Origin of the sequence: Mycolicibacterium neoaurum ATCC 25795 (assembly GCF_000691525.1) — a bacterium.
Lineage (GTDB): Bacteria > Actinomycetota > Actinomycetes > Mycobacteriales > Mycobacteriaceae > Mycobacterium > Mycobacterium neoaurum.
On sequence record NZ_JMDW01000014.1, the window covers coordinates 59221 to 84264 of the forward strand.

The 25044-nt window shown below is 67.6% G+C and carries 27 protein-coding genes; 13 read left to right on the forward strand and 14 right to left on the reverse strand.

The genetic code is table 11. The features are described 5' to 3' along the window. The first annotated feature begins 10 nt into the window (after positions 1–10). The 3 genes from IC40_RS0120665 to IC40_RS0120675 are packed head-to-tail and all read left to right on the forward strand — an operon-like array spanning position 11 to position 2913. Entirely contained in the window at positions 11–664 is a 654-nt protein-coding gene (locus IC40_RS0120665; protein WP_030136582.1) for a hypothetical protein, read from the forward strand. Then, a complete protein-coding gene (locus tag IC40_RS0120670; protein ID WP_030136583.1) occupies positions 661–1893 on the forward strand; it encodes an NAD(P)/FAD-dependent oxidoreductase in 1233 nt (410 codons plus the stop codon). Before IC40_RS0120665 ends, IC40_RS0120670 begins: the two co-directional genes overlap by 4 nt. 30 nt (positions 1894–1923) lie before the next feature. Continuing rightward, complete coding sequence (locus IC40_RS0120675; RefSeq protein WP_030136584.1) at positions 1924–2913, forward strand: malate dehydrogenase; 990 nt, start codon at positions 1924–1926, stop codon at positions 2911–2913. A gap of 1 nt (position 2914) precedes the next feature. On the opposite strand, the gene IC40_RS0120680 is transcribed toward IC40_RS0120675, so the two are convergent. The 3 genes from IC40_RS0120680 to IC40_RS0120690 form a co-directional block, all read right to left on the reverse strand. Continuing rightward, positions 2915–4390, reverse strand: a complete 1476-nt coding sequence (locus tag IC40_RS0120680; protein WP_030136585.1) for an acetyl-CoA acetyltransferase — start codon at positions 4388–4390, stop codon at positions 2915–2917. Positions 4391–4486: 96 nt separating this feature from the next. Beyond that, the gene (locus IC40_RS0120685) at positions 4487–5911 is read right to left on the reverse strand and encodes an aldehyde dehydrogenase (RefSeq protein ID WP_030136586.1); all 1425 of its coding nucleotides are present in this window, start codon (positions 5909–5911) and stop codon (positions 4487–4489) included. Next, the gene (locus tag IC40_RS0120690) at positions 5908–8295 is read right to left on the reverse strand and encodes a CaiB/BaiF CoA-transferase family protein (protein ID WP_030136587.1); all 2388 of its coding nucleotides are present in this window, start codon (positions 8293–8295) and stop codon (positions 5908–5910) included. The genes IC40_RS0120685 and IC40_RS0120690 overlap by 4 nt, the downstream gene beginning before the upstream one ends. Positions 8296–8379: 84 nt before the next feature. Between IC40_RS0120690 and IC40_RS0120695 the strand changes: the two genes are divergently transcribed. Further along, positions 8380–9156, forward strand: a complete 777-nt coding sequence (locus tag IC40_RS0120695; protein ID WP_030136588.1) for a CPBP family intramembrane glutamic endopeptidase — start codon at positions 8380–8382, stop codon at positions 9154–9156. Between the two features lie 6 nt (positions 9157–9162). On the opposite strand, the gene IC40_RS0120700 is transcribed toward IC40_RS0120695, so the two are convergent. Continuing rightward, on the reverse strand, positions 9163–9429 hold the full coding sequence (locus IC40_RS0120700; protein WP_030136589.1) for a helix-turn-helix domain-containing protein: 267 nt from the start codon (positions 9427–9429) through the stop codon (positions 9163–9165). A 109-nt stretch (positions 9430–9538) separates the two neighbouring features. Here IC40_RS0120700 and map point away from each other — a divergent pair, with 109 nt between their 5' ends. Next, on the forward strand, positions 9539–10306 hold the full coding sequence (gene map / locus IC40_RS0120705) for a type I methionyl aminopeptidase (protein ID WP_030136590.1): 768 nt from the start codon (positions 9539–9541) through the stop codon (positions 10304–10306). Positions 10307–10310: 4 nt separating this feature from the next. On the opposite strand, the gene IC40_RS0120710 is transcribed toward map, so the two are convergent. Then, positions 10311–10613: a GlsB/YeaQ/YmgE family stress response membrane protein gene (locus tag IC40_RS0120710; protein WP_030136591.1), complete on the reverse strand. Its 303-nt coding sequence runs from the start codon at positions 10611–10613 to the stop codon at positions 10311–10313. Positions 10614–10771: 158 nt separating this feature from the next. Next, the gene (locus IC40_RS0120715; protein ID WP_030136592.1) at positions 10772–11761 is read right to left on the reverse strand and encodes an APA family fibronectin-binding glycoprotein; all 990 of its coding nucleotides are present in this window, start codon (positions 11759–11761) and stop codon (positions 10772–10774) included. A 312-nt stretch (positions 11762–12073) separates the two neighbouring features. On the opposite strand from IC40_RS0120715, the gene IC40_RS0120720 reads away from it, so the two are divergent. The 4 genes from IC40_RS0120720 to IC40_RS0120735 all read left to right on the forward strand — a co-directional run bounded on the left by IC40_RS0120720 (position 12074) and on the right by IC40_RS0120735 (position 15810). Next, positions 12074–12745: an SDR family oxidoreductase gene (locus IC40_RS0120720; protein ID WP_030136593.1), complete on the forward strand. Its 672-nt coding sequence runs from the start codon at positions 12074–12076 to the stop codon at positions 12743–12745. A 67-nt stretch (positions 12746–12812) separates the two neighbouring features. Continuing rightward, a complete protein-coding gene (locus tag IC40_RS0120725; protein WP_030136594.1) occupies positions 12813–13739 on the forward strand; it encodes an LLM class F420-dependent oxidoreductase in 927 nt (308 codons plus the stop codon). A 126-nt stretch (positions 13740–13865) separates the two neighbouring features. Beyond that, entirely contained in the window at positions 13866–15251 is a 1386-nt protein-coding gene (locus IC40_RS0120730; RefSeq protein WP_030136595.1) for a type II NADH:quinone oxidoreductase Ndh, read from the forward strand. A 73-nt stretch (positions 15252–15324) separates the two neighbouring features. After that, complete coding sequence (locus IC40_RS0120735) at positions 15325–15810, forward strand: DUF2628 domain-containing protein (protein ID WP_234411596.1); 486 nt, start codon at positions 15325–15327, stop codon at positions 15808–15810. Positions 15811–15824: 14 nt separating this feature from the next. Here the strand turns inward: IC40_RS0120735 and IC40_RS0120740 are convergent, their stop codons facing one another. The 8 genes from IC40_RS0120740 to IC40_RS0120775 all read right to left on the reverse strand — a co-directional run bounded on the left by IC40_RS0120740 (position 15825) and on the right by IC40_RS0120775 (position 21612). Then, positions 15825–16466 carry an urease accessory protein UreD gene (locus IC40_RS0120740; protein ID WP_030136597.1) on the reverse strand — a complete coding sequence of 214 codons (642 nt, stop codon included), beginning with the start codon at positions 16464–16466 and terminating at the stop codon, positions 15825–15827. Between the two features lie 4 nt (positions 16467–16470). Then, the gene (ureG, locus tag IC40_RS0120745) at positions 16471–17154 is read right to left on the reverse strand and encodes an urease accessory protein UreG (RefSeq protein ID WP_030136598.1); all 684 of its coding nucleotides are present in this window, start codon (positions 17152–17154) and stop codon (positions 16471–16473) included. Between the two features lie 23 nt (positions 17155–17177). Then, the gene (locus tag IC40_RS0120750) at positions 17178–17846 is read right to left on the reverse strand and encodes an urease accessory protein UreF (RefSeq protein ID WP_030136599.1); all 669 of its coding nucleotides are present in this window, start codon (positions 17844–17846) and stop codon (positions 17178–17180) included. Further along, positions 17846–19579, reverse strand: coding sequence for an urease subunit alpha (locus tag IC40_RS0120755; RefSeq protein ID WP_030136600.1), 1734 nt, complete (start codon positions 19577–19579; stop codon positions 17846–17848). Before IC40_RS0120755 ends, IC40_RS0120750 begins: the two co-directional genes overlap by 1 nt. Next, positions 19576–19893, reverse strand: coding sequence for an urease subunit beta (locus IC40_RS0120760; RefSeq protein ID WP_030136601.1), 318 nt, complete (start codon positions 19891–19893; stop codon positions 19576–19578). The genes IC40_RS0120755 and IC40_RS0120760 overlap by 4 nt, the downstream gene beginning before the upstream one ends. A 10-nt stretch (positions 19894–19903) precedes the next feature. Beyond that, positions 19904–20206, reverse strand: coding sequence for an urease subunit gamma (locus IC40_RS0120765; RefSeq protein WP_030136602.1), 303 nt, complete (start codon positions 20204–20206; stop codon positions 19904–19906). Positions 20207–20251: 45 nt separating this feature from the next. Then, positions 20252–20653 carry a PaaI family thioesterase gene (locus IC40_RS0120770; protein ID WP_030136603.1) on the reverse strand — a complete coding sequence of 134 codons (402 nt, stop codon included), beginning with the start codon at positions 20651–20653 and terminating at the stop codon, positions 20252–20254. A gap of 179 nt (positions 20654–20832) precedes the next feature. Continuing rightward, a complete protein-coding gene (locus IC40_RS0120775; protein WP_030136604.1) occupies positions 20833–21612 on the reverse strand; it encodes a hypothetical protein in 780 nt (259 codons plus the stop codon). 216 nt (positions 21613–21828) lie between these two features. Between IC40_RS0120775 and IC40_RS0120780 the strand changes: the two genes are divergently transcribed. The 4 genes from IC40_RS0120780 to IC40_RS28335 all read left to right on the forward strand — a co-directional run. Next, on the forward strand, positions 21829–22245 hold the full coding sequence (locus IC40_RS0120780; RefSeq protein WP_030136605.1) for a BlaI/MecI/CopY family transcriptional regulator: 417 nt from the start codon (positions 21829–21831) through the stop codon (positions 22243–22245). 14 nt (positions 22246–22259) lie between these two features. Next, a complete protein-coding gene (locus IC40_RS0120785) occupies positions 22260–23207 on the forward strand; it encodes a M56 family metallopeptidase (protein WP_030136606.1) in 948 nt (315 codons plus the stop codon). A gap of 77 nt (positions 23208–23284) precedes the next feature. Further along, complete coding sequence (gene gndA, locus IC40_RS0120790; protein WP_030136607.1) at positions 23285–24739, forward strand: NADP-dependent phosphogluconate dehydrogenase; 1455 nt, start codon at positions 23285–23287, stop codon at positions 24737–24739. 177 nt (positions 24740–24916) lie between these two features. After that, the coding region (locus tag IC40_RS28335; protein ID WP_240478689.1) for a hypothetical protein at positions 24917–25044 on the forward strand (128 nt) is incomplete at its 3' end.

Sequence of the window (25044 nt, forward strand, 5' to 3'; positions counted from 1 at the left end):
CTCAACACCGATGTCTGATTCGCAGAACAGGGCCGAGCGGCTGATCCAGCAGGCCGGTACGACGTATGCCGAACAAGCCGGCATCACGCTCAAGGACACCCCCGCCCCGCTGTTCCAGTTGCTGACGCTGGCGATGCTCGCCAGCAAGCCCATCGGCGCCGATATCGCCACCGCCGCCGCCCGCGAACTCCACACCGCGGGCCTACGCACACCGGACTCGGTGTTGGATTCCGACCGACGGACGATGATCGACTGTTTCGGCCGCGCGCACTACGCCCGCTACGACGAGAGCTCGGCGACCCGGTTGACCGAACTCGCGACCCGGGTCCGCGGGCACTACTCCGGGGATCTTCGCATGCTTGCCGAGAACTCGTGCCACGACGTTGCGGTGACGAAACGCGAACTGCAGGAGTTCAACGGCATCGGGCCGACGGGCGCCGACATCTTCCTGCGCGAGGTGCAGGACGTGTGGCCCTGGGTGCGGCCCTACTTCGACGACCGTGCGATCGAGGCCGCACGCGGGCTGGGTCTGCCCCATGATCCGGAGGGCCTGCACCGCCTGGCACCACGCAGGTCGGCCCGGCTGGCCGCCGCCCTGGTGCGGGTTTCCCTCGACGACGAGTTACGCGAATCCTTCATCACCGCAACCACGGAGCAGACATGACCACACCCAGCCATCTGATCATCGGCGGCGGCCTGGCCGGCGCAAAGGCCGCCGAAGCGTTGCGCGACAACGACTTCGACGGAAGCATCATCCTTTTCGGTGCCGAATCCGCGCTGCCCTACGAACGGCCGCCGCTGTCCAAGGACTACCTGCTCGGCAAGGCCGTACCGCCCGATTTCACGGTGCACGACGCGAAATGGTTTCGAGAACACGATGTGGATCTGCGGTTGGGTACCGAGGTCAGCACCATCGACCCGGCCGCTCACGCCGTCGGTTTCGATGAAGGCCGGCATGAGCATTACGACAAACTGTTGTTGGCCACCGGATCACGGCCGCGCCGGCTGGATATCCCGGGTGCCGATGCCGATGGTGTGCACATGCTGCGAACTATCGTCGATGCCGATGCCCTGCTGTCGGCGCTGCAGCGCGGGCAGCGACTTGCCATCATCGGCGCGGGCTGGATAGGCCTGGAGGTCGCCGCCGCCGCACGGTCCCGTGATCTCGCCGTCACTGTCATCGAGAACGCGGAGTTGCCGCTGCTGAAGGCGCTCGGCCGGGAGAACGCCGAGGTATTCGCCGGCCTGCACACCGGGCGCGGCGTCGACTTCCGGTTCGGCGCGACCGTCGAGGGCATCACCACCACCGCCGGCGGACCGGCCTCCGGGGTGCGCCTCGGCGATGGTTCCACGGTGTCCGCCGACGCCGTGCTGATTGCGGTGGGCGCGGAACCGAATCTCGGGCTGGCCGAACGCGCAGGACTGGACATCGTCGACGGTGGGCTTGCGGTCGACGCGTCGCTGCGCACCAGCGATGCGGACATCTATGCCGTCGGTGACATTGTCGCGGCGCAGCATCCGCTGTACGGCACCAGGATTCGCACCGAACACTGGGCCAACGCCAAGAAGCAACCCGCCGTAGCCGTCGCAGGGATGCTCGGCAAGCCGGGCGTTTATGACGAGCTGCCCTACTTCTACACCGACCAGTACGACCTCGGTATGGAGTACGTCGGTCACGCACCGGACTACGAGGCCGTGGTCTTCCGCGGCGATGTCGACGGGCGTGAGTACACCTCGTTCTGGCTGGACGAGAAAAACCGCGTGCTGGCCGGGATGAACGTCAACATCTGGGAGGGCCTCGATGACATCAAGGCGCTCATCCGATCCGGAGCGAAGATCGACCGGCAGAAGCTCGCCGACCCGAAGGTGCCGCTCGCCGAGCTGTTCGACTGACCGCGGACAGGCGCGATTAGGGTGGTCGGCATGTCCCCCACCCCCGTCACCGTCGCCGTCACCGGCGCCGCCGGCCAGATCGGCTACGCGGCGTTGTTCCGGATCGCCGCAGGTGCGATGCTCGGTCATGACACGCCGGTCACGCTGCGACTGCTGGAACTGCCCGATGCGGTGCGCGCCGCCGAGGGCGTGGTGATGGAGCTCGACGACGGCGCGTTCCCACTGCTGGCGGGTACCGAGATCTATGACGACCCGCTACGGGCGTTCGACGGGGTGGATGTCGCGCTGCTCATCGGTGCCCGGCCGCGGACCAAGGGCATGGAACGCGCCGACCTGCTCAGCGCGAACGCGCAGATCTTCGCCAACGCGGGCGCTGCGCTCAATGCCGGTGCGTCCGCCGATGTGCGGGTGCTCGTCGTCGGGAACCCCGCGAACACCAACGCGCTGGTGGCATCGGCGCACGCACCCGATATCCCGCGTGACCGATTCACCGCCCTGACCCGCCTCGATCACAACCGGGCCGTCGCCGCGATGGCAAGGCATGCGCGGGTGCCGGTCACCGAGATCAGCCGGATGACCATCTGGGGAAACCACTCCCCGACGCAGTACCCCGATATCTTCCACGCCGTCGTGGGTGGCCGGTCCGGGGCCGACTACGCCGCCGATACCCATTGGCTTGCCGATGATTTCATCCCGACGGTGGCTCGTCGGGGCACCGCGATCATCGAGGCGCGCGGCGCCAGCTCGGCCGCCTCGGCCGCCAACGGGGCCATCGACCATATCGACGACTGGGTCCACGGCACCCCGGCCGACGACTGGACCTCGGTGGCGCTGCCGTCGCCGGGCGTCTACGGCGTCGACGAAGGTCTGGTCTCCTCGTTCCCGTGCCGGTCGGTCGGCGGCCGATGGGAGATCGTCGAGGGGCTCGACGTCAACGCGTTCTCCCGCGCTAGGATCGACGCCTCGGTAGCCGAACTTCGCGAGGAGCGCGACGCGGTGGCGGCACTGGGCCTGCTGTAGGTCAGCCCAGCGTCGCCGTGCCGTCGGCGCGCACGGTGACCTTCGCCCCGGCGATGTCCTCGGCCACGCTGGCCCGCGCCTCGGAGCGATCGGTGAGCACCGCCAGGGTGCGGGTGTCGGCAGGGGTGCGCACCGCCAGGAACGCCTTCTCGGGTTCGCCGTCGCGGTCGAAGGGCGTCGTCCACGTCTCCACGGTGCCGACGCCGGACCACTCGACCTCGGCTGCCCGGGTGGGTTCGGCGTCCACCTTCTGCTGCACGTCCTCCCAACGGAATTCGTGGCTCGGCGGCTCGGTCCCGTACACCCCGAAGCTGTGCTTGGTGAGATAGCCGCCGTTGGCGGTGATCAGGCCCCGGCTGCCCGGTTCGGCGATCAGCCGCTCGGCCATCGTCGCGATCGAATGTGTCACATAGTTGTTCCACGGTCCGCCGGCGAAGGTCAGCCCGCCGGTCACGGTCAGCGGCCGGCGCGGGTCATCGAGCGCCAGTCCTAGTTCGTTGGCCGCGACCTGTACCGCCGACGGGAAGCACGAGTAGACGTCGACCAACGCGATATCGGCGAGATCGGTCTGTGCCAGTTCCAGCACGGTCTTCCCACCGATCCGAATGGCCGGTGAGCCATGGAACTCGGCGCGGTGGCTGATCTCATAGGTGTCGTGCGCGTCGGTGCCCGCGTACGGGAAAACCCAACGCTCGGTAGGTATCTGGAGATAAGTCGCCTTCTCCGCGGACATCAGGATCAGCGCGGCACCCTGGTCGACCATATTGTTCGAGTTCATCAGCTTGGTGTAGGGCGTGCTGATCATCCGGTTCTTCGGTCCCGGGTTGGCGATCTCGTCGGCGGACAATGCCTGCTGGTTCCAGGCGTGCGGATTGGTCGCCGCGACGGCGCTGAAGCGCGACCACAGTTCGCCGATGCGCCGCTGGTGCTCGGCCGGTGCGGTGCCCGCCGCGATACGCAACGCCTGCTCGAACATCGGGTACACGAATGACGGACGGTCCAGATGGATGCGGAGCTCGCCGGGACCGGCCAGCGCGAACTCGTCATCGGAGCCCGGTGCCAACGGCACCGACTCGTCCTGCTTTGTGCCGGTGAGCTTTTCCCCGCGGGCCCGCAACCGGGTCCGGCTGCGCCAGGTTTCGCCGCCACTGATCAGGACGACGTCATTGCGTCCCCGCTGGATGTCCAGGCACGCCTGGTTGACCAGCGACTGCGGCACGTTGCCACCGATCGGGGTGTAGCGGGTGGCCGCAGATGTTGCCCCGATGCGCTGCGCCAACAGCAGACCGGGATCGCGATACCTCCAGGACAGCAGGTTGACGATCCGCACCGAGTCGACGGCGGCCAGCACGCGCGGGTCGGCGGCGGCCCGCGCGGCGGCCTCCATGAGGTCGACGGGCTCGGTCGTCGCGCTCTCCTCACGCTGGTTCGTCTGTCCGAAACCGACGAGAACCGGGGTCCTGGGATCGATGGTCATGCGTTCATTCCTCTCCACGAGCGTGCGGAAAATTCAGTGTCGGAGCAGCGTGTCGGGGTGCAGACACGCACGCTCGCCGGGTTCCGGGTTGGGAGATCAGGCGGGGCCGACGCGGTAGATCGACTTGAGTACCTGATAGGCGGCCAGCCCCTCGGGTCCGAGCTCGCGGCCCAGCCCGCTGGCCTTGACACCGCCGAAGGGTGCGTTCACGTCGAGCTGATACTCGTTGACGCCGATGGTGCCGGTGTGCACGGCGCGCGCGATATCGGTGGCACGCTCGACGTCCTGGGACCACACCGTGCCGCCGAGGCCGAACTCACTGTCGTTGGCGATATCGACCGCCTCCTGATCCGAGCCGTACGGGATCACCGTGAGCACCGGACCGAAGATCTCCTCCTGGGCGATGCGCGCCGAGTTGTCGACATCGGCGAACACCGTCGGGGCCACGAACCAGCCCTGCGGTTGATCGGCCGGAACCGAGCCGCCGGCAACCAGTTTGGCCTCGGACCGGCCCACCTCGATGTACTCCAGCACCCGCTGCTGCTGACGCTTGCTGACCAGCGGCCCGATATCGGTGGACTTCTGCAGCGGGTCACCGACCACCAGTCCGTCGGCCAGGGCGGCGACGGCGTCGACCACCTCGCCGTAACGCGAGCGTGGGGCCAGGATCCGCGAACTCAGGTGACAGGTCTGACCGTTGTTCACGAACGAGGCCGAGCGCAGCCCCTTGACGGTGGCGTCCAGGTCGGCGTCGTCGAGGATGATGGCCGCCGACTTGCCGCCCAGTTCGAGGGTGACCGGGCGCAGCAGCCGGCCACAGGTCTCGGCGATGCTCCGCCCGGCCGCGGTCGAACCGGTGAAGGCGACCTTGTCCACCCCGGGGTGCGACACCAGATGCGCTCCGGCCTGCGGCCCACCGGCCAGCACGTTGAGCACGCCTGCGGGCAACCCCGCCTCGTGTGCCGCCTCGGCGAACACCAATGCGTCCAAGGCCGTTTCGGGTGCGGCCTTGAGCACCATGGTGCAGCCGGCGGCCAGCGCCGGCGCGATCTTCATCGCGGCGAGGGCCTGCGGATAGTTCCACGGTGTGATCGCCGCGACCACCCCGACCGGCTCGCGACGCACGATGGTGTGTCCGATGGCGGCGGTGCGGGTCTCCTCGTCGGCGCCGTGTTCGACGAGATCGGCGTAATAGCGCAACAGCAGCGCGGGGTACAGGCCGTTGGCGCCCTTGGACAACCGGATGGGCATCCCGTTCTCGCGCGAGCACAGCGTGTGCGTTTCGGGGCCGCGCTGCTGCAGAATGTCGGCGAAGCGCCGTAGGGTCGCCGCGCGTTCGGCTGCCGGGGTCTGCCGCCATCCGGTCAGCGCGGAGCGCGCCGCGGTCACCGCGGCATCGACCTCGGGTTCGGTTGCCGCCGAACCCAACCCGATCTGCTGCTCGGTGGCAGCCTCGATGACCGGGGTCGACTGCGACGCCGGACGGAACTCACCGTCGATGAAGATGGTTGCGGTGCTCATGTCGCGGTCCTCTGGTCGGTGGGGGTAGCGGCAGATGATGCGGTCTCGAAGAGAACACCCTCGGCGATCAATCGGTCGATATCGGAGATGTCCAGTCCTAACGCCCGGTGCGCGATATCGCGGGTGTGCTCCCCCGCAGTCGGTGCCGGGCGCAGTTCACCCCGTGGGATCCGGCGGTACGGGGCGGGCCCGGTCTCGCTGGGCATGGGTTCGTCGAACAGCGGATGTTCCAGATCCGCGTAGAGCGATCGGAATTGCAGCTGCACATCGTCGAGGACATCGGCGGGACGGTTCATCGGGCCGGCGGGGATGCCGGCCTGCTGCAGCTGCTCGGTGAGCTCGTGCTTGTCACGCCCACTGGTGTACGCGCCGAGGATGGCCGTCAGCGCGGCAACCCCGACGGGCAGGTCGATGCCGATGAGGGCGGCCAGCGTGTCGCGATCGGCCTGATCGCGCACCGAGATGACGCACCACTCGTCGTCGCCGGCACAGGGGCACACCGCGTGGACGGCCGGATCCTCGGTGAGTTCCAGCCCGGACTGGGCGGCCGCCTCTGCGACGTAGGCCACCGCGAGCTGGTTGATCGCCACCTCGGCCTGCGAGATGTGCACATGCGCACCGGTTCCGGTGCGTTCGCGGCCGATCAGCGCGGCGAGGGTGGCGATCGCGGTGATCCTGGCGGCGACGTGATCGGGAAAGACCGTGGTCGCATCGAAGAATTGTGTAGAGGAGAACTCTGCAGAACTGTCCCCGCGCCCCCCGGGTGCCCGCCATAGCCGGGTGACGCCGGTGGTGGCCCGCACCAGCGGCCCATAGCCCATCTGGGCACTCCATGGTCCCGTGTCGCCGAACGCGCTGCTTTCCGCCAGCACCAGCCGCGGGTTGATCTGCCGGAGCTTCTCGAATGAGAAGCCGAGCCCGGCAAGGGTTCCCGGTTTGAAGTTGGCGAACACCAGATCGGTCCGACCGACCAACTTGGCGAAGATCTCCGCGCCTTCGGTACTGCGCAGATCGACACCGAAGCTCAGTTCATTGCGGTGGGTCAGCGCCCAGGATGCACTCATGGCCTGCCCCGGGGCGGTCTGGCGCAGCCCGTCGGGATAGGCGGCGCTCTCCACCTTCACCACGCGCGCACCGAGATCGGCAAACAGCCGCCCCAGTTCACCACCGGCGACGATGACGCCGAGGTCCAGGATGCGCAGACCGTCGAACGGTCGCACACCCTGCTTCTGCGGGCGTCCCAGCGCGTTGGGCGCACCCAGCCACTGCGCCGCGGCGTCGTGCACGGCCGGCCGCCTCAGCCCGCGACGATGCCCGTCGACGACGAAGGGCCCCACCGGCACGGTCACCGAAGCCTCGGCGTCCACCGGCAGCGATGCCAAGGCTCCGACGGTGCGGAGATGATCGGAGGCCAGCGCCTCGGCCGGCGTCTGCACCGCAGCGATCGGCACGCCGCGCGATTGCCCGTGCTTCACCAGTTCGGCCATCGTCTGCTCGGCGAACAGTGCCCCGATCAGCGCGTTGAGTTGGTCGGTGGCAGCGAACCGGGCGGCGATCGAGTCGAATTTGGGATCGGCGAACTCTGCGGGCTCACCGAGCCAGGCCCGCATCCCGCGCCACTGCCGCGGCGACAGCAGGCAGATACGGACATAACCGTCACGGCACCGGAACGTCGGGTAGATCTGCTGGTTGCGGGGGCGTCCACGCCATCCGCCGGAACGTTTGAGTCCTGCCGCTGCCTGTCCCTGGGAGCCGAAGGGCGGATCGAGGGCTTGGACCACCGCCTCGAACCGGGAGAAGTCGATGTGCTCTCCCCCGCCGTGCCGCAGGCGGTGATAGTAGGCGGCCAGCACCGCCCAGGCCGCCTGCGCCGCGGCGGTCGCCGAGGCGATTCCCACCGGCGGAAGGACCGGGGTGCCGGTGGGGGGTCCGGAGCGCGACAGTGCCGTCGACATCGCGTAGAAGACCGCGTCGGTACCGCGCCAGTTCCGGTAGGGCCCATCGGCACCGAAGTCGGTGATCGTCATGGCCACGAGATCCTGATGGCGATCGGCGAGTTCCGCGGCGCCGGCGCCGAAAGCGGCAGCGAGATCACCGTCGGCCACCAGGATGTCGGCACCGCCGACCAGCTCGTGGAACCGGCGTCGATCGATGTCGTCGGTGGGATCCAGTGCCAGGCACCGCTTGTTGGCATTGTCCAGCGTGTGCGAGATGCTGAGCGATCCCACCAGTGGCGATGCCGCCCTGCCACCGTGAGCGGCGGGCACCTCGATCTTGATCACGTCGGCGCCCAGATCGGCGAGCAGTCGGGTGACCGCCGACCCGCCGGCTCCGGCGGCATCGACAACGCGGACTCCGTCGAGCAGCACCTGCCCCGCCGTCACAAGATCTTCTTCCGCACGACCGACACCATAGCGTGTCAGTTCGCTAACTTAGGTAGACAACACCGGCACGTACACTGACAAGCGATGTCTGACGCCGACGCGGTGGTTTCACCGATCGATTCGCCTGCCCACCCGCTGGTTGGGCAGCTTTCTCCGTTGCAGCGTTTCCGGGTGTACATCGACGTGGGGATCGTCGTTGCCGTACTGGTGGCCACCAACCTCATCGCCCATTTCACCACCCCATGGGCAAATATCGCGATCGTCCCCGCCGCCGCCGTCGGCCTGGTGATCCTGGTGCGCTCGCGCGGGTTGGGCTGGTCTGAATTGGGTCTCGGCCGCGAGCAGTGGCGCTCGGGTGCCGGCTACGCACTGGCCGCCGTCGGCCTCGTCCTGGCCGTCATCGCGATCGGCGTCGCACTGCCGTGGACGCGGCCGATGTTCCTGAACAACCACTACGCCACATTGTCCGGCGCTCTCGTCGCATCGATGGTGATCATCCCGCTGCAGACCGTCATCCCCGAGGAGCTCGCCTTCCGCGGGGTCCTACACGGGGCGTTGGACCGCGCCTGGGGTTTCCGTGGCGTCGCCGCGGCCGGATCGCTGTTGTTCGGCCTCTGGCATATCGCCAGCTCGTTCGGGCTGACCAGTGGGAATGTCGGTTTCACCCGCATCCTCGGCGGCGGCGTGTTCGGCATGGTGGCGGGCATCGTCGGCGCCGTGATCGTCACCGGCGCCGCGGGTTTCGTGTTCACCTGGTTGCGGCGCCGCAGCGGCAGCCTCATCGCACCGATCGCGCTGCACTGGTCACTCAACGGCATGGGTGCGTTGGCGGCGGCGCTGGTGTGGCACGCCTCCACCTGAACAGGGTCAGCCCGCGTGCTCCAGGTCGACCGGAAACAGGCAGCTGTCGGCCAGCTCGTCCAGCGACACCGGCAGCACCCGCGCCAGCGCGGCAACGGTGGTGAATGCCGGGGTCGCCAGTCGCCCCGTCTCGATCTTGCGCAGTGTCTCCGGTGATATCCCGGCCGACGAGGCCACCTCGGCCAGCGTGCGTTCACCGCGGGCCTGGCGGAGTTGCTCGCCGATGCGTTTACCGGCGGCGAGCTGTTCGGCGGTCAACGGAAGTCGCACCATGCGGCCAGCCTAACGCGCCCGGTATGAAAATACCGACAGTGTCGACTACCGTAAGCACGAGCCGGTATTTTCATACCGGCTTCGACGATCACGGTGAGGAACCGAGAACATGGTGGAACTGAAGACAACGCAGGAAGTCGACGCGATGGGAGTCACCGGAGCGTTCATCGCCGCCCTTCTCGATGATCTCGCCGACCGCGCCCGGCCCGGGACCAATCTCCTCGACCTCGAAAAACGCGCCCGAGACCTCATCGACGAACGCGGCGCGCAATCCTGCTACTGGGATTACGCGCCGTCGTTCGGCCGCGGACCGTTCCGCAATGTCATCTGCCTGTCGGTCAACGACGCGGTCCTGCACGGCCTACCGCACGACTACACCCTTGCCGACGGCGACCTCCTGACGATGGACATTGCCGTGTCGATCGACGGTTGGGTGGCCGACTCGGCCCGCAGCGTCATCGTCGGCACCCCGAGGGCCGAGGATCTGAGACTCATCGAGGCCACCGAACGCGCACTCGCCGCCGGTATCGCCCAGGCGCAACCGGGGAACCGACTCGGCGACATCTCCGCGGCCATCGGGAACGTCGCAGCCGACTACGGCTACCGGGTGAACACCGACTTCGGCGGGCACGGGTTGGGCCGAACCATGCACGAGGACCCCCACGTGCCCAACGTCGGCCGAGCCGGCCGCGGCCTGAAGCTGCGGCCGGGCCTGACCCTGGCGCTGGAACCGTGGCTCGCCGCCGGCACCGACCGGATCGTCTATGACCCGGACGGTTGGACCATTCGGTCCGCCGACGGTTCCCGTACCGCACACAGCGAACACACCATCGCCGTCACCGATGGCGCACCTCGGGTGCTCACAGCGCGCGCCTGAACGGTTACGACTTCCTGGTGACGAGTCCGACGATCCACAGCAGGATCACCGAGCCCAGCACCGCGGTGAACAGTGTGAACCACCATCCGCCCCCGGCGGTGTCGAGGAAGAAGCTGAGCAGGAAGCCACCGATGAGGGCGCCGACGATGCCGATGACGATGTTCATCAGGATCCCGGATCCGGTGCCCTTGACGATCTTTCCGGCGATCCAGCCTGCAATCGCGCCGATGATGATGTAGCCGATCCACCCCACGCTCGTCTGGGTGGTCGAGCGGGCCAGAACTTCCGTTGCCGCCAGCATGTCCATATCCACACTCCTGCCTAGATACCCGGATCGGGCAGCCCGGATGGGCTCCCTTGGATGGGACGCCCGGCCGCTTCCGGCCGGGCTGTCCTCCGGTGTACCCCCGTCAGGTGACGATCACGCCCCCAAAATGGGCACGATCGTGCCAGAGTCCGTCGGGATCAGGCGGGCGGCAGCATCCCGGGCGCGGAGTTCGGGTCCACCGGGACCGGGACACCCACCGCGGGGCGCGGCGGCGGTGCATTCGGGTCCGGCGGAGGGGCGTTCGGATCCGGCGGTGGCGGAGGCGCGTTGGGGTCCGGCGGCGGCGGAGGCGGGGGCGGCGACCATGGCCGGATCGACTGCGCGAGATTCACGGCAGCGGCCTTGTCGACCGGGTTGTTGGCCGTGCCCAGCCACACGACGAACCAACGCTCGGGAGCACGCTGCCCACGGGTGCCCGCAGCCACCGGCGCACCGACCACTCCGGACCAGATCTGGCCGTTGGGCTTGTTGGTATCGGTGAACTTGACCTCGTAGTAGGACGCGGACCCGGCGAGATCGCCTGCGGTCAGCGGGGTACTTTCCTGGCCGAGTCGGGTCCCGGGGAACGGCATGAAGAACTCGCCCATATCCGAGGCCAACCGGGTTGCGGCCTTGGCGTTGTCGGCCTCCGAACCGGCGAAGAGCTTCAGGTCGAGCCTGCCGAGCAGCACGCTGGTGTCGTTGGCCGGCTGTTCCGTGCCTGCCGGCGGAATCTTGGTCAACAGCGCCTGGCCGTAGGACAGCTGTGTGGCGTCGGCGACCTTCCAGCCCTCGGGCACGACATAGCTGAAACCGCCCGCCGCATTGTCGACGCGGCCCGGCTCGGGCGCGGGGGGTGGCGGCGGGGCGTTCGGATCCACCGGCGGCGCGTTCGGATCGGCCGGTGGTGGCGGCACGCCGGGAGGAAGGGGGGCTGGCGAAGCCGGGGCCGGGGCGGGCACCGGAGCACCCGGTGCCGGTGCCGGTGCCGGGTCAGCAGGAACAGGAGGAGGCGGAGCCGGAACGGGCTCGGCATGCGACACCGCCACCGGCAGCGTCAGCGCAGCCGCTGTCGCACCGGCGGCGGCAGCCGCCAACAATGCGGCGCGGCGCCTGCGGTGTGAGGAATTCACGTCCGACTGATCCATGGAGAAGAAAATACCGTGTTACAGCCGTGACGCAAGTGTGAGTTGCTCTGATAGTGTTTTGCCGAAAGATAGCTGGCGTTGCCAAAACACGACGCAGATAGACCCTACCCAGGTTGCCGGCAACGCCCGGTCAGCGTGGGGCACACCAACCGTGCTCAACGCACGTTCGGCGGGTCTCATCGATGTTTCGCGCGCGCATGCGCCGGCGTTACCGCAGCACCCTCGGGCGGGCGCGTCAGATTTCACGTCCTAGCTACCGTCCAGTAACATCGCCGGTATCCGCTGACTCAGCGCTGATCCAAGGAGGGTTCGATGCACGTGTTGCTCACCGGTGGCGACACCGACCTCGGCCGCCAGATCGCCGGCGGTTTCCGCGAAGCCGGCCACGATGTCCTCATCGCCGGCGCGCGGCGCGCCGAACTCGAAGTTGCTGCCAAGGAACTCGACGTCGACTTCATCGTCCTGGACAACATCGACCCGGCCAGCCTCGAGGCCGCGCGCGGGACGCTCCCCCAGCACCTGGACGGCATCGTCAACGTCCCCGCGCCCCGCTGGGATGCCGGCGATCCCCGGACGCATTCGCTGGCCGAGCGCGCCGCCACCTGGCGGCATGCACTGGACACCACCGTCCTGTCAGCGGTGCTGACCGTGACCGTCCTCGGTGATCAACTGAGCTCCGGTGGATCGATCCTCAACATCGTTCCCGAGAATCCCGCCGAGGGTAGTGCCGACGCCGCAATCAAAGCCGCGGTCTCGAACTGGACCGCCGGCCAGGCTTCCCATTTCGGAATCCGCGGCATCACCATCAACACGATCGCCGCAGGCCGCAGCGCTGAAGCCGGCTACCCGGGCGCCGACCCCGCCGCGGGTTCGACGGCGGCCGAGATCACCCGCCTTGCACTTTTCCTCACCACGCCGGCCGCCCGTCACATCACCGGCGAGACGCTGCACGTGAGCCAGGGCGCGTCGGCACAATTCGGCTGAAATATTCCGCGTTCACCCCAAGCTGAAACGGGGTGACCACTCCGGTTCGCTGTGGTTTGGTGGGTCCATGGCGATTCGACTTGGACTCCAGATCCCCAACTTCTCCTACGGCACGGGTGTTTCCGAGCTCTTCCCGACGGTGATCGCGCAGGCCCGGGAAGCCGAGGAGGCCGGTTTCGACTCGGTCTTCGTGATGGACCACTTCTACCAACTCCCCGGTCTCGGCGCCCCCGAAGAACCGATGCTGGAGGCATACACCACCCTCGGCGCTCTCGCGACGGCCACCGAACGGGTCCAGCTGGGCACACTGGTCACCGGCAACACCTATCGCAATCCGACGGTGCTGGCCAAAGAGATCACCACCCTGGACGTGATCAGCCAGGGCCGCGCCATCCTCGGTATCGGCACGGGCTGGTTCGAACTCGAACACGACAGCCTCGGTTTCGAATTCGGCACCTTCACCGATCGATTCAAGAAGCTCGACGAAGCGCTGAGCATCATCATCCCGATGCTCAAGGGCGAGCGGGTCACCGTCGACGGCACCTACTACCGCACCAACGAAGCGTTCGCCAATCCCCGTTTCCGAGACCACATTCCGCTCATGATCGGCGGCAGCGGCGAGAAGAAGACCATCCCGCTGGCCGCACGACACTTCGACCACCTCAACATCATCGCCGGCTTCGACGAGCTGACCCGCAAGCTCGAAGTCGTTCGGGCCAAGTGCGAGGAGATCGACCGCGACCCGGGCACGCTGGAGACCAGCATGTTGGTCGTGGCGCTGATCGGTGAACAGTTCACCGCCGAGATGATCCCGGACGATTTCAAGCAGCAGGCCGTGTTCGGCAGCCCCGAGCAGATCGCCGAACAGCTCAAGGAGAAGGTCTACGACGTCGGGGTCGACGGGGTGATCCTGAGCCCGGCGACGATGGGCGGATACGTTCCCGGAGGGATCACCGGGGTCGCCGAGGCGCTGAAACCGCTGATTTCGGGGTAAGGCTTCCTGGCACGCCCGGCCCCGGGTGGATGAATTCTCGGTCCGGTGTGCCATCTCACCGCGCTGGTGGGATGGCCACCGACTACCCTGGGGTTGTACTGACAAAGCACTTCGCTAGGAGCAGAGATGAGCCATCCCGGAGCTACGGCATCGGATCGGCACAAGGTCGTCATCATCGGATCGGGTTTCGGTGGGTTGAATGCCGCGCAGGCGCTCAAACGCACCGACGTCGACATCAAGTTGATCGCGCGGACCACCCATCACCTGTTCCAGCCACTGCTCTACCAGGTGGCGACCGGCATCATTTCCGAGGGCGAGATCGCTCCGCCGACGCGGCTCATCTTGCGCAAGCAGCGCAACGCCCAGGTGCTTCTCGGCGATGTCACCCATGTCAACCTGGAGAAGCAGACCGTGGAGTCGGTGCTGCTCGGGCACACCTACAGCACCCCCTACGACACCCTTATCCTGGCGGCTGGTGCGGGTCAGTCCTACTTCGGCAATGACCATTTCGCCGAGTGGGCGCCGGGCATGAAGACCATCGATGACGCACTGGAGCTACGAGGACGCATCCTCGGCGCCTTCGAGCAGGCAGAGCGTTCCAGCGATCCAGAGCGGCGCAAGAAGCTGCTGACGTTCGTAGTGGTCGGCGCCGGCCCGACCGGTGTCGAGATGGCCGGGCAGATCCAGGAACTCGCCGATCAGACGCTCAAGGGCAGCTTCCGCCACATCGACCCCACCGAAGCCCACGTCATCCTGCTGGATGCCGCTCCGGCGGTGTTGCCTCCGATGGGCGAGAAGCTCGGCCTCAAGGCCAAGGAACGCCTTGAAAAGATGGGCGTCGAGATCCAGTTGAACGCGATGGTCACCGACGTCGACCGCAACGGGATCACCGTCAAGGACTCCGATGGCACACTGCGTCGCATCGAGTCGGCATGCAAGGTGTGGTCGGCGGGCGTGCAGGCCAGTCCGCTGGGCAAGGACCTGGCGGCACAGTCCGATACCGAGATCGATCGCGCCGGCCGCGTCGTCGTCAACCCGGATCTCTCGATCCCGGGCCACCCGAACGTGTTCGTGGTCGGCGATATGGCCTTCGTGCCCGGCGTACCCGGCATGGCGCAGGGCGCCATCCAGGGCGGGAAGTACGTGGCGGCGATCGTGAAGAACGAGGCGGCGGCTCGCGCCCATGGCACCAAGCCCAAGCCGCGGGTGCCGTTCAAGTACTTCGACAAGGGCTCGATGGCCACGGTGTCGAAGTGGAACGCGGTGGCCAAGGTCGGCAAGCTGGAGTTCGGTGGTTTCATCGCCTGGCTCGCCTGGCTCGGACTACACCTGATCTACCTGGTCGGCTTCAAGACCAAGATCGCGACGTTGCTGTCATGGGCGGTGACGTTCCTGAGCCGACAACGCGGTCAGCTGACCATCACCGAGCAGCAGGCCTACGCGAGGATCAGGATCGAGGAACTGCAGGAGATTGCAGCCTCGGTACAGGAGAGCGAGAAAGCCGCTAGCTGAACCGATTTGACCGCACGTCGTGATCCACCGACCGTAGCCACATGACGAAGTGCGCGAACGGTACTATTGCGCGGTGACAGACAGCGGCTTCCCGTCCCAGTATCCCCATAATCCCGACATTCCTTACGGCACACCGGCTCCCGGACCCGCGGGCTTCCAGGTTCCCGAGCAGTGGCGTAGCCGCTTCGAGTTCTTCTCGCGCTACGGGCATCCGGCCTCTACACCGGCCGCGCAGGCAGCGTTCAAACAGCTCTCGTTCGGCCAGCGGATGCGGTTGGGAGCAAACGGGCCGGCGTTCTTCTTCGGACCGATCTACTTCGCCATCAAGGGACCGTGGCGAAAAGGATTGAGCCTGTTCGGCATTTCGTTCGTGCTCGCATTGGTGATCAGCGTGATCGAGATCGTGCTGAACTTCAGTTTCTCGTCGGCGGCGTACGGTGCCGCGATCGGCGTGCTCTACTCCAGCACGGCGAACTGGGCCTACTTCCTGCACGTCACCCGCGGGAGCACCAGCTGGAACCCCTTCGAGGGTGCGCCGATGTTCCGCGGAAAGCGCTGAACCGATCGCTTGGCTCAGGCCGGCGTCTCGTCGAGCCGCAAGCCCTGCCAGGTCGACAACGCCCCGCCGGCGGCGAGGCTGAGCACCGTCCCGGCGCCTGCGAAAGACGCTTCTGGATAGCGTAATTCGCTGACGCAGGCGCGCGGGGCGGCGATCTGATCATCGTTGACCGACGCGGTGCCCAACTCGACGCGGTGTCGCAGCAACGGCGCGCCGTCGACATCAGCGCGCATCGACCCCGTCCAGTACCCGTCGCGTTCACCGTGCCTGCCGATCTGGATCCGTTCGCGCACCCGGATTCGCGCATCGGCGGCCACCCGAACCCGGGTGGCCGCCGAATGCCGCGATTTGCCCGCGATCACGGTCGGCTCCGGGTCGAAGTCGAGCTCTCCGTGCACCTCCGCGTCCCACGTGCTGTGCGACTCGCAGGTCGCGGCGCCCGGCAGCACGACGCTGGCGGCCACCGAACGGACCGCCAACCGTGCTCCCGGTTCCACGATGATCCGAACCGTGATGACGTCACCGCCCAGCGGTGTGGCCGCGGCCGAGAGCAGGTGCACTGTCTCGGCGCCGGTGCGCCGGGCGGTGATGCCGCCGGTGCATTCGATATGTGTGCCACGACCGGGCCGCGCCACCAACAGGACATCGGAACGCACGATGTCAGCCCGACACCGGCACCTGGAGTTGCTTGCGGACCCACGCCAGCACCGGGGCCGCGGTGGGATCCTCTGTCAACGAGATGAGCACGAAGGGCCGATCCCCGCGCACGGTCGTCGAATCCCGGCGCATGACGTCCAGATCCGCGCCCACCATCGGTGCCAGGTCGGTCTTGTTGATCACCAACAGATCCGAGAAGGTCACCCCCGGGCCGCCCTTGCGCGGCACCTTGTCCCCGCCCGCGACGTCGATGACGAAGATCTGGACGTCGATCAGACCGGAAGAGAATGTGGCGGTCAGATTGTCGCCGCCGGATTCGACGAGGATCAGATCGAGCCGCGGGTTTGCGGCGATCAAATCGTCGATCGCGTCGAGGTTGGCGGTGATGTCGTCGCGGATCGCGGTGTGCGGGCAACCGCCGGTCTGCACGGCGGTGATGCGCTCGTCGGGCAGCACGGCATGACGGCGCAGGAAGTCGGCATCCTCGGTGGTGTAGATGTCGTTCGTGAGCACGGCCAGCGAGAGCTCGTCGCGCAGCTGCCGACACAGCGCGGCGGTCAACGCGGTCTTACCCGACCCGACCGGCCCGCCGATCCCGATGCGCAGCGGCTCGCCCGGCCGCCGGACCCGCTTCGGCCGGTCGTGGTGGTGATCGTGGGGTTCGCCGTCGATCAGATGTGGTGGCATGTCGTTCCTTCGGTATCGGTCGGTCAGGAGGAGAACAGCGGGCGTTCGCGCGTAGCGTGCTGCTCGGCCAGCACGTCGAGCAGCGGGTCGGACAGCTCGGCCGGACCGTCGAGCGCCTGCGCGGCGGTCTGCGCGCACAGCGGGGACAGCTCGAAGGTCATGGCTGCCACATCGGCGGGATCCAACGCCAGTAGACGCTGCGCGGCGGTCGCCGACCCCGTCATGGTCGTGTAGACCATCGACAGCGCGGTGTGCTCGGTGGCGATGCCGCTGGTGCTGCCCACCACGCCGGCGACCACCGGCAGATGTGGTTTGACACCCAGCCCGGCCCAGCCTGGTACCGGGCCTGCCACCGGTTCCGTCCAGACTCTTTTGGCCAGCCGCAGAAGTCCGCGGCCCTGGGCCCGCGAGGCCGCGCGGGCGGCCGGCGACGGTGTGCGCGCATCGGTTTCGGCATCGGCCAGCTCGACGGACAGGTCACCGGAGTGCACAGCCACGGCCAGCGAGGCGCTCACCAGACCCTGGGTGCGGATCCGGCGGCACAGATACGCGCGCAGGGAGCCCAGATCGCTGACCCGGCCCGTGGTGATCGCCTCTTCGATGCCACCGGAGTGCACATGCCCACCGGTGGGCAGTCGGGAATCGGCGAGGGTGAGCAGCGTGGCCAACTCGTGCGGAGCCTGGGCGAGCATCAGAACAGGAAGTAACGCTGCGCCATCGGCAATTCGGTGGCGGGTTGTTCGGTCCAGACATCACCGTCGATGCGGACGGTGAACGTGTCGGGATCGACCTCGATGCGGGGCATGGCGTCGTTGAGCGGCATCTGCGCCTTGCCGACCTGACGAACGTTCCTGACAGGCACCAGCTTTCGCCGGATGTCCAGCCGATCGGCCAACCCGTCCTCGACGGCGGCGGGGGCGACGAAGTGCACCGACGTGGCGGCGGCGGCGACCGGATCGGCTCCGAACATGGGCCGCGGCAACACGGGCTGCGGGGTCGGGATGGATGCGTTGGCGTCGCCCATTGCGGCCCAGGCGATCATGCCACCCTTGACCACGGCGTGCGGACGTACGCCGAAGAAGGCCGGCTCCCACAACACCAGGTCGGCGAGCTTGCCGACCTCCACCGATCCGATCTCACCGTCGAGGCCGTGCGCGACGGCCGGGCAGATCGTGTACTTGGCCACGTACCGGCGGGCCCGGTTGTTATCGGCTCCCCCAGGGCCGGATCCGTCACCCCCCAGCGCTCCCCTGCGCTTCTTCATCACGTGCGCGGTCTGCCAGGTGCGCAGCACCACCTCACCGATGCGACCCATCGCCTGGGCGTCCGAACCGATCATCGAGATCGCGCCGATATCGTGCAGCAGGTCCTCGGCGGCGATCGTCGACGGCCGGATCCGGCTCTCGGCGAACGCGAGATCCTCGGGGATTCGCGGATTGAGATGGTGGCACACCATCAGCATGTCGAGGTGTTCGTCGAGGGTGTTGACGGTGTGCGGGCGCGTCGGATTGGTGGAGCTGGGCAACACATTCGGGTGCGAGGCAACCGTGATGATGTCGGGCGCATGCCCGCCGCCGGCACCCTCGGTGTGGTAGGCGTGGATGGAACGGCCCTTGATCGCGGCCAAGGTGTCCTCGACAAAGGCCATCTCGTTGAGGGTGTCGGTGTGGATGTTGGCCTGCACGCCGGCAGCATCGGCAACGGTCAGACAGGCGTCGATGGCCGCCGGCGTGGTCCCCCAGTCCTCGTGCAGCTTGAATCCCGCCGCACCGCCGCGCAATTGCTCCCACATCGCCTCTTCGCTGACGGTATTGCCCTTGCCGAGCAGTGCGATGTTCAGCGGCCAGGAGTCCAGGGCCTCCAACATGCGGCCCAGATGCCACGCTCCCGGCGTCACGGTGGTGGCCTTGCTGCCCTCGGCCGGACCGGTGCCGCCGGCGACGATCGTGGTGATACCGCCGCCGAGTGCCTCCGCCATGATCTGCGGACAGATCAGATGCACGTGGCAGTCGATGGCACCCGCGGTCACGATGCGGCCGTTGCCTGCGATGATCTCGGTGGAGGGTCCGACCACCAGGTCGGGGTGCACACCCGACATGATGTCCGGGTTGCCTGCCTTGCCGATGGCCACGATACGGCCGTCACGGATACCGATGTCGGCCTTGATGATTCCCCAGTAATCCAAGATGACGGCGCCGGTGATGACGGTGTCCGGAGCGCCCTGCGCCCGGGTCACCCGCGACTGGCCCATCGATTCGCGCAGCACCTTGCCACCGCCGAAGACTGCCTCGTCACCGGCCAACCCCGGTCCACCGCTGCGGTCCTCGGTGATCTCGATGACCAGATCGGTATCGGCAAGGCGGATCCGGTCACCGGTGGTCGGTCCGAACAGCGCGGCATACCGTTCGCGGGAAAGCGAGCTCACAGAGACGGATCCAATCTTCCTGGCGGATCGAGTGACAGTCCGTGCACCTCGCGTGTGCCGCTCAACGGGACCAGCGACACGGTCTGGGCGATACCGGGTTCGAACCGCACGGCCGTTCCGGCGGGGATGTCGAGGCGATACCCGCGCGCGGCGGACCTGTCGAATTCCAGCGCACTGTTGGCCTGGGCCAGATGCACATGACTACCGACCTGGACAGGTCGGTCCCCGCCGTTGACCACGGGCAGCGACAGCCGCTCGGCACCGTGGTTGAGTTCGATGTCACCATCGCCGTAGAGGATCTCACCGGGAATCATCGCGACGGCCTCAGGAGATCGGCTGGTGGACGGTGACGAGCTTGGTGCCGTCGGGGAAGGTCGCCTCGACCTGGACGTCGTGCAGCATCTCGGGGATACCGTCCATCACCTGATCGCGGGTGAGCACCGCACGACCGCTGACCATGAGTTCGGCCACCGTGCGGCCGTCCCGCGCACCCTCGAGGATGTGGTCGGTGATCAGCGCGACGGACTCCGGGTGGTTGAGCTTCAGACCCCGGTCCTGCCGGCGGCGTGCCAGGTCCGCGGCGTAGGAGATGAGCAGTCGTTCCTGTTCATGCGGCGTCAAACGCATAGTGCGCGATCCTGCCACGCCGCGGGAGTTTCGGCAGCGCTGCGGTCAGTCGGCGATGTTCTGCAGCCGGACCTGGCCGCGGGCGACGATGCGGTCATCCTCGTCGGTGATGGTGATCAACCACAACTGCTGGCGGCGCCCACGGTGAATGGGCGTCGACGCCGCCGTGACGGTGCCGGATTTGATGGCACGCAGGAAGTCGGTGTTGTTGTTGACCCCGACGACGGTGCCGCCGCCGTGCTCGGCCAGCCATACGTGTCCGGACACACTGGCGAGGCTCTCGACGATGGCGCAGTACACACCGCCGTGCACGATCCCCCACGGCTGCTTGAGCTTGTCGGTGATGACCAACTGGGCGCGGCCGCCGTCGGGGGTCATCTCCAGGTACTGCAGTCCCAGTTCGCTGTCGAAGCCGGCGCCGAGGCCGGGCGGCAAGGAAGAAGTCACGACTGATGTGTCTACACCTTCGCGCGTTGGCGTCGTCACGGCAGTACACCCCCCGAATGCGGAAGGGCCCCACGCGTATCGCGTGGGGCCCTTCCTTCGAGTGGACCGGGGGTCTCTGCAGCCCTCAGGACTCCGGCTCGGTCCGTTAGTCTCGCATGATCATCATAGGCAAGGCTTGCCTAATTAAGCAAGGCCTTTCCGGTGGAGAATCTGCTCGCGCCGCGCACCGGCAGGCCGAAGCCCACCAGCGCGTCGAGAATGGCCTGGCCGCGGCTCATGCTCGTCAACTCGCTGGAACCGGCGAGCAGGGGCACCTGCGTCGAGGCGCCCACCACGGCGGCGCCGACGATGTTCCACATCGACGCGATGGAGACGGCACCGTCGCTCACCTCGTGGAGCTTGGCGAAGAGCGGGGACAGCGCGCGATGACTGCGATGGGCGACCCAGGTCGTCAGCGCCGCCTCACTCGGCAGCGCCACGATGCCGTCGCGGCGGGTACGCACCGAGCCGACACTGCGGCGCTGCGCCAGGTGCGGATCGTCGGGAAGTGCGCGCAAGGTCGGGTCGACGACGCCGACCCAGTCGATCGCACCCTCGGAATCCACGTGCACCCACAGGTTCTCCAGCCCGACATCCCATGCCCGGCCCTCGAGCGCCACCAACGGGACGACCCGGCCGATCACCACATGCGAGAGCGTGGCGGCCAACTGCTGGGCGACCGCGACCCGACTGTCGGTCTCCGCGACGGCCGCATCGAACATCAGGCGCAGACGCTCGGTCGTGACCATTTCGATCAGCGGCCACCAGCGTCGCCGGGACAGGTCGCCCATCACCGCCACGCCGTAGACCCGCGGACACTCCGGGTACAGCTCGCGCAGCCGGCGACTCGACTCGTGCAGCGGCAGAGCCCGCCGAATCGACATACGGGCGATCAGCGGATCGTCGACCACGACCGTCATCGGCACCTCCTCAATCGGTTAGGTTAGCCTTACTATAGTCACGACCAACCAACGGGCCAAAGCGTGTGACTGGACTCACAGGATCGCGCAAAACGTCCCGTGACCGGCGCGGGAAGTTTCTTCGCCATGCGGAGCGGCAACCCCGGTGATTGGATACGACGCACGGTAGTAAGCGCGTAGTACGCTGTTTTCATTGCTCAGGGGAGTGAACGGAACATGGCCAAGTTGACGCGGCTCGGGGAACTCGAGCGCGAAGTGATGGACCACCTCTGGACCTCGCGCGAACCGCAGACGGTGCGCCAGGTCCACGAGGCGCTGGCCGCACGCCGCGATCTGGCCTACACCACGATCATGACGGTGCTGCAGCGGCTGGCGAAGAAGAATCTGGTCGTCCAGCACCGCGACGACCGGGCCCATCGGTATGCGCCGACCCACGGACGCGACGAGCTGGTTGCCGGCCTGATGGTCGACGCACTCGATCAGGCGGCCGACTCGGGCAGTCGTGAGGCAGCCCTGGTGCATTTCGTGGAACGGGTCGGGGCCGGTGAGGCTGCCGCGCTGCGTCGTGCGCTGGCTGAATTGGAGGCCAAGCACGCCACCATCACGCCGACTGGTAATTCCGGTACCGACTGAGAGACACTTACGGCGTGTCCGCGCTGGCCTTCTCCGTCGTTGCGCTGGCGCTCGTCGGTCCGGTACCCGCGCTGTTGGCGCGGGCCAGTTGGCCACTTCGGGCGCCACGCGCGGCGATCGTGCTGTGGCAGGCCATCGCACTGGCCGCCGTGCTCTCGGCCTTCTCCGCCGGGATCGCCATCGCCAGCCGGCTGTTCGTACCGGGACCCGACGGACGGCCGACCGCCACCCTGACCAGCGAGATCGCAGTCCTCGGCTGGCCGCTGTGGGCGCTGTACGTGGTGGTCTTCGCGCTGACGCTGATGATCGGCGCCCGCTTGATCGTCGCCGTCATCCAGGTCGGGGTGGCCACCCGCCGCCGCCGCGCACACCACCGCATGGTCGTGGACCTGGTCGGCAAGTGCCGCGACCAGATCAGCACGCCGGCGCGCCGACCGGCAGGCCTGCGCATCCTCGACGTCGCCCAGCCGATGGCCTACTGCCTGCCGGGTGTGCGCAGCCGTGTGGTGGTCAGCGAGGGAACCCTGACCTCGCTGTCGGAGAACGAGATCTCGGCCATCCTCACCCACGAACGTGCCCATCTGCGGGCCCGCCACGACCTGGTGCTGGAGATGTTCACCGCCGTGCACCGTGCGTTCCCGCGGTTCGTCCGCAGCGGTAACGCCCTCGACGCGGTGCGCCTGTTGATCGAACTGCTCGCCGATGACGCCGCCGTCCGGGTCGCCGGACCGACACCGCTGGCGCGCGCGCTGGTGGCGTGCGCAGGCGGACGCACCCCCTCCGGTGCGCTCGCCGCGGGCGGGCCGACCACCGTGGTCCGGGTGCAACGCCTGTGCGGCGAGGGCAACAGCCTGGCCCTGGCGGTGGCCGCGTATGCGGCGGCGGCCGCCATCCTGATCGTTCCGACGATCGCGCTGGCATTGCCCTGGCTGACCGAACTCCATCGCCTGTTCAGCAACTAGCGATCCCCCGGTTCCGCGGTCGCGATGTGGTCAGGGAATGATCGAGAAGGACGCACACCGACGCGAAAGGCTCTCGCATGACCAACTCGGGCAACACCGGTAAAGCTCAGATCGGGGTCACCGGCCTCGCGGTCATGGGATCCAATATCGCGCGCAACTTCGCCAGGCACGGCTACACCGTTGCGCTGCACAATCGCTCGATCGCCAAGACCGACGCGCTGCTGGCCGAGCACGGCTCCGAGGGCAACTTCGTCCGCAGCGAGACCATCGCGGAGTTCCTCGACGCGCTGGAGAAGCCGCGCCGGGTACTGATCATGGTCAAGGCCGGTGACCCGACCGACGCCGTCATCAACGAGCTGGCCGACGCCATGGAACCAGGCGACATCATCATCGACGGCGGCAACGCGCTCTACACCGATACGATCCGTCGCGAGAAAGCGATCCGCGAGCGCGGCCTGCACTTCGTCGGCGCAGGCATCTCCGGCGGCGAGGAGGGCGCGCTGAACGGGCCGTCCATCATGCCGGGTGGTCCCGCCGAGTCCTATGTGTCCCTCGGCCCGCTGCTGGAGGAGATCTCCGCGCACGTCGACGGTGTCCCCTGCTGCACCCATATCGGCCCCGACGGCGCCGGGCACTTCGTCAAGATGGTGCACAACGGCATCGAATACTCCGATATGCAGCTCATCGGCGAGGCCTACCAGCTGTTGCGCGACGGACTCGGGCTGGCCGCCGCCGATATCGCCGACGTCTTCGCCGAGTGGAACAAGGGCGATCTGGACAGCTACCTGATCGAGATCACCGCCGAGGTGCTCAAGCAGGTCGACGCCAAGACCGGCAAGCCGCTGGTCGACCTGATCCTCGACGAGGCCGAGCAGAAGGGCACCGGCCGCTGGACGGTCAAGTCAGCGCTCGACCTGGGCGTCCCGGTCACCGGGATCGCCGAGGCCGTCTTCGCCCGCGCGCTGTCCGGATCGGTCGCCCAGCGCAAGGCCACCACCGGGCTCGCGTCCGGGGACCTCGGCGAGAAGCCGACCGATGCCGCGCAATTCACCGAGGACATCCGCCAGGCGCTATACGCCTCGAAGATCATCGCCTATGCGCAGGGCTTCAACCAGATCCAGGCGGGCAGCGCCGAATACAACTGGGATATCACCCCCGGCGACATGGCGCGGATCTGGCGCGGCGGCTGCATCATCCGGGCCAAGTTCCTCAACCGGATCACCGATGCCTTCGACAACAACGCCGAGCTGCCGACGTTGATCGTCGACCCGTACTTCCGCGACGCCGTCGAGGCCGCGATCGACGGCTGGCGCCGTGTCGTGATCAAGGCCACCGAGCTGGGCATCCCGATCCCCGGGTTCAGCTCGGCGCTGTCGTACTACGACGGCCTGCGCACCGAACGGCTGCCCGCGGCCCTGACCCAGGGCCTGCGCGACTTCTTCGGCGCGCACACCTACGGGCGCATCGACGCCGACCGGGACAAGCGGTTCCACACGCTGTGGAGCGGTCAACGCAACGAGATCGAGGCCTAGCCTTTTCCGGGCCTTTTCCGGGCCTTTTCCGGGCCTTTTCCGGGCCTTTCCGGGCCTTTCCGGCGAGCTGGGGGGCACCTCCCGCTCACGAGCAGACGCAGAACTGCTCTTTTAGGCCCATTTCGAGCAGTTTTGCGTCTGCTCGCGGGAGGAACCGGGCCCACTAGACTCGGAGGCATGCGTTTCCTCGACGGCCACCGTCCCCCGTACGACCTGACCTACAACGATGTCTTCATCGTGCCGGGCCGCTCGGAGGCCGCCTCCCGCTTCGACGTCGACCTGTCCACCGTCGACGGGTCGGGCAC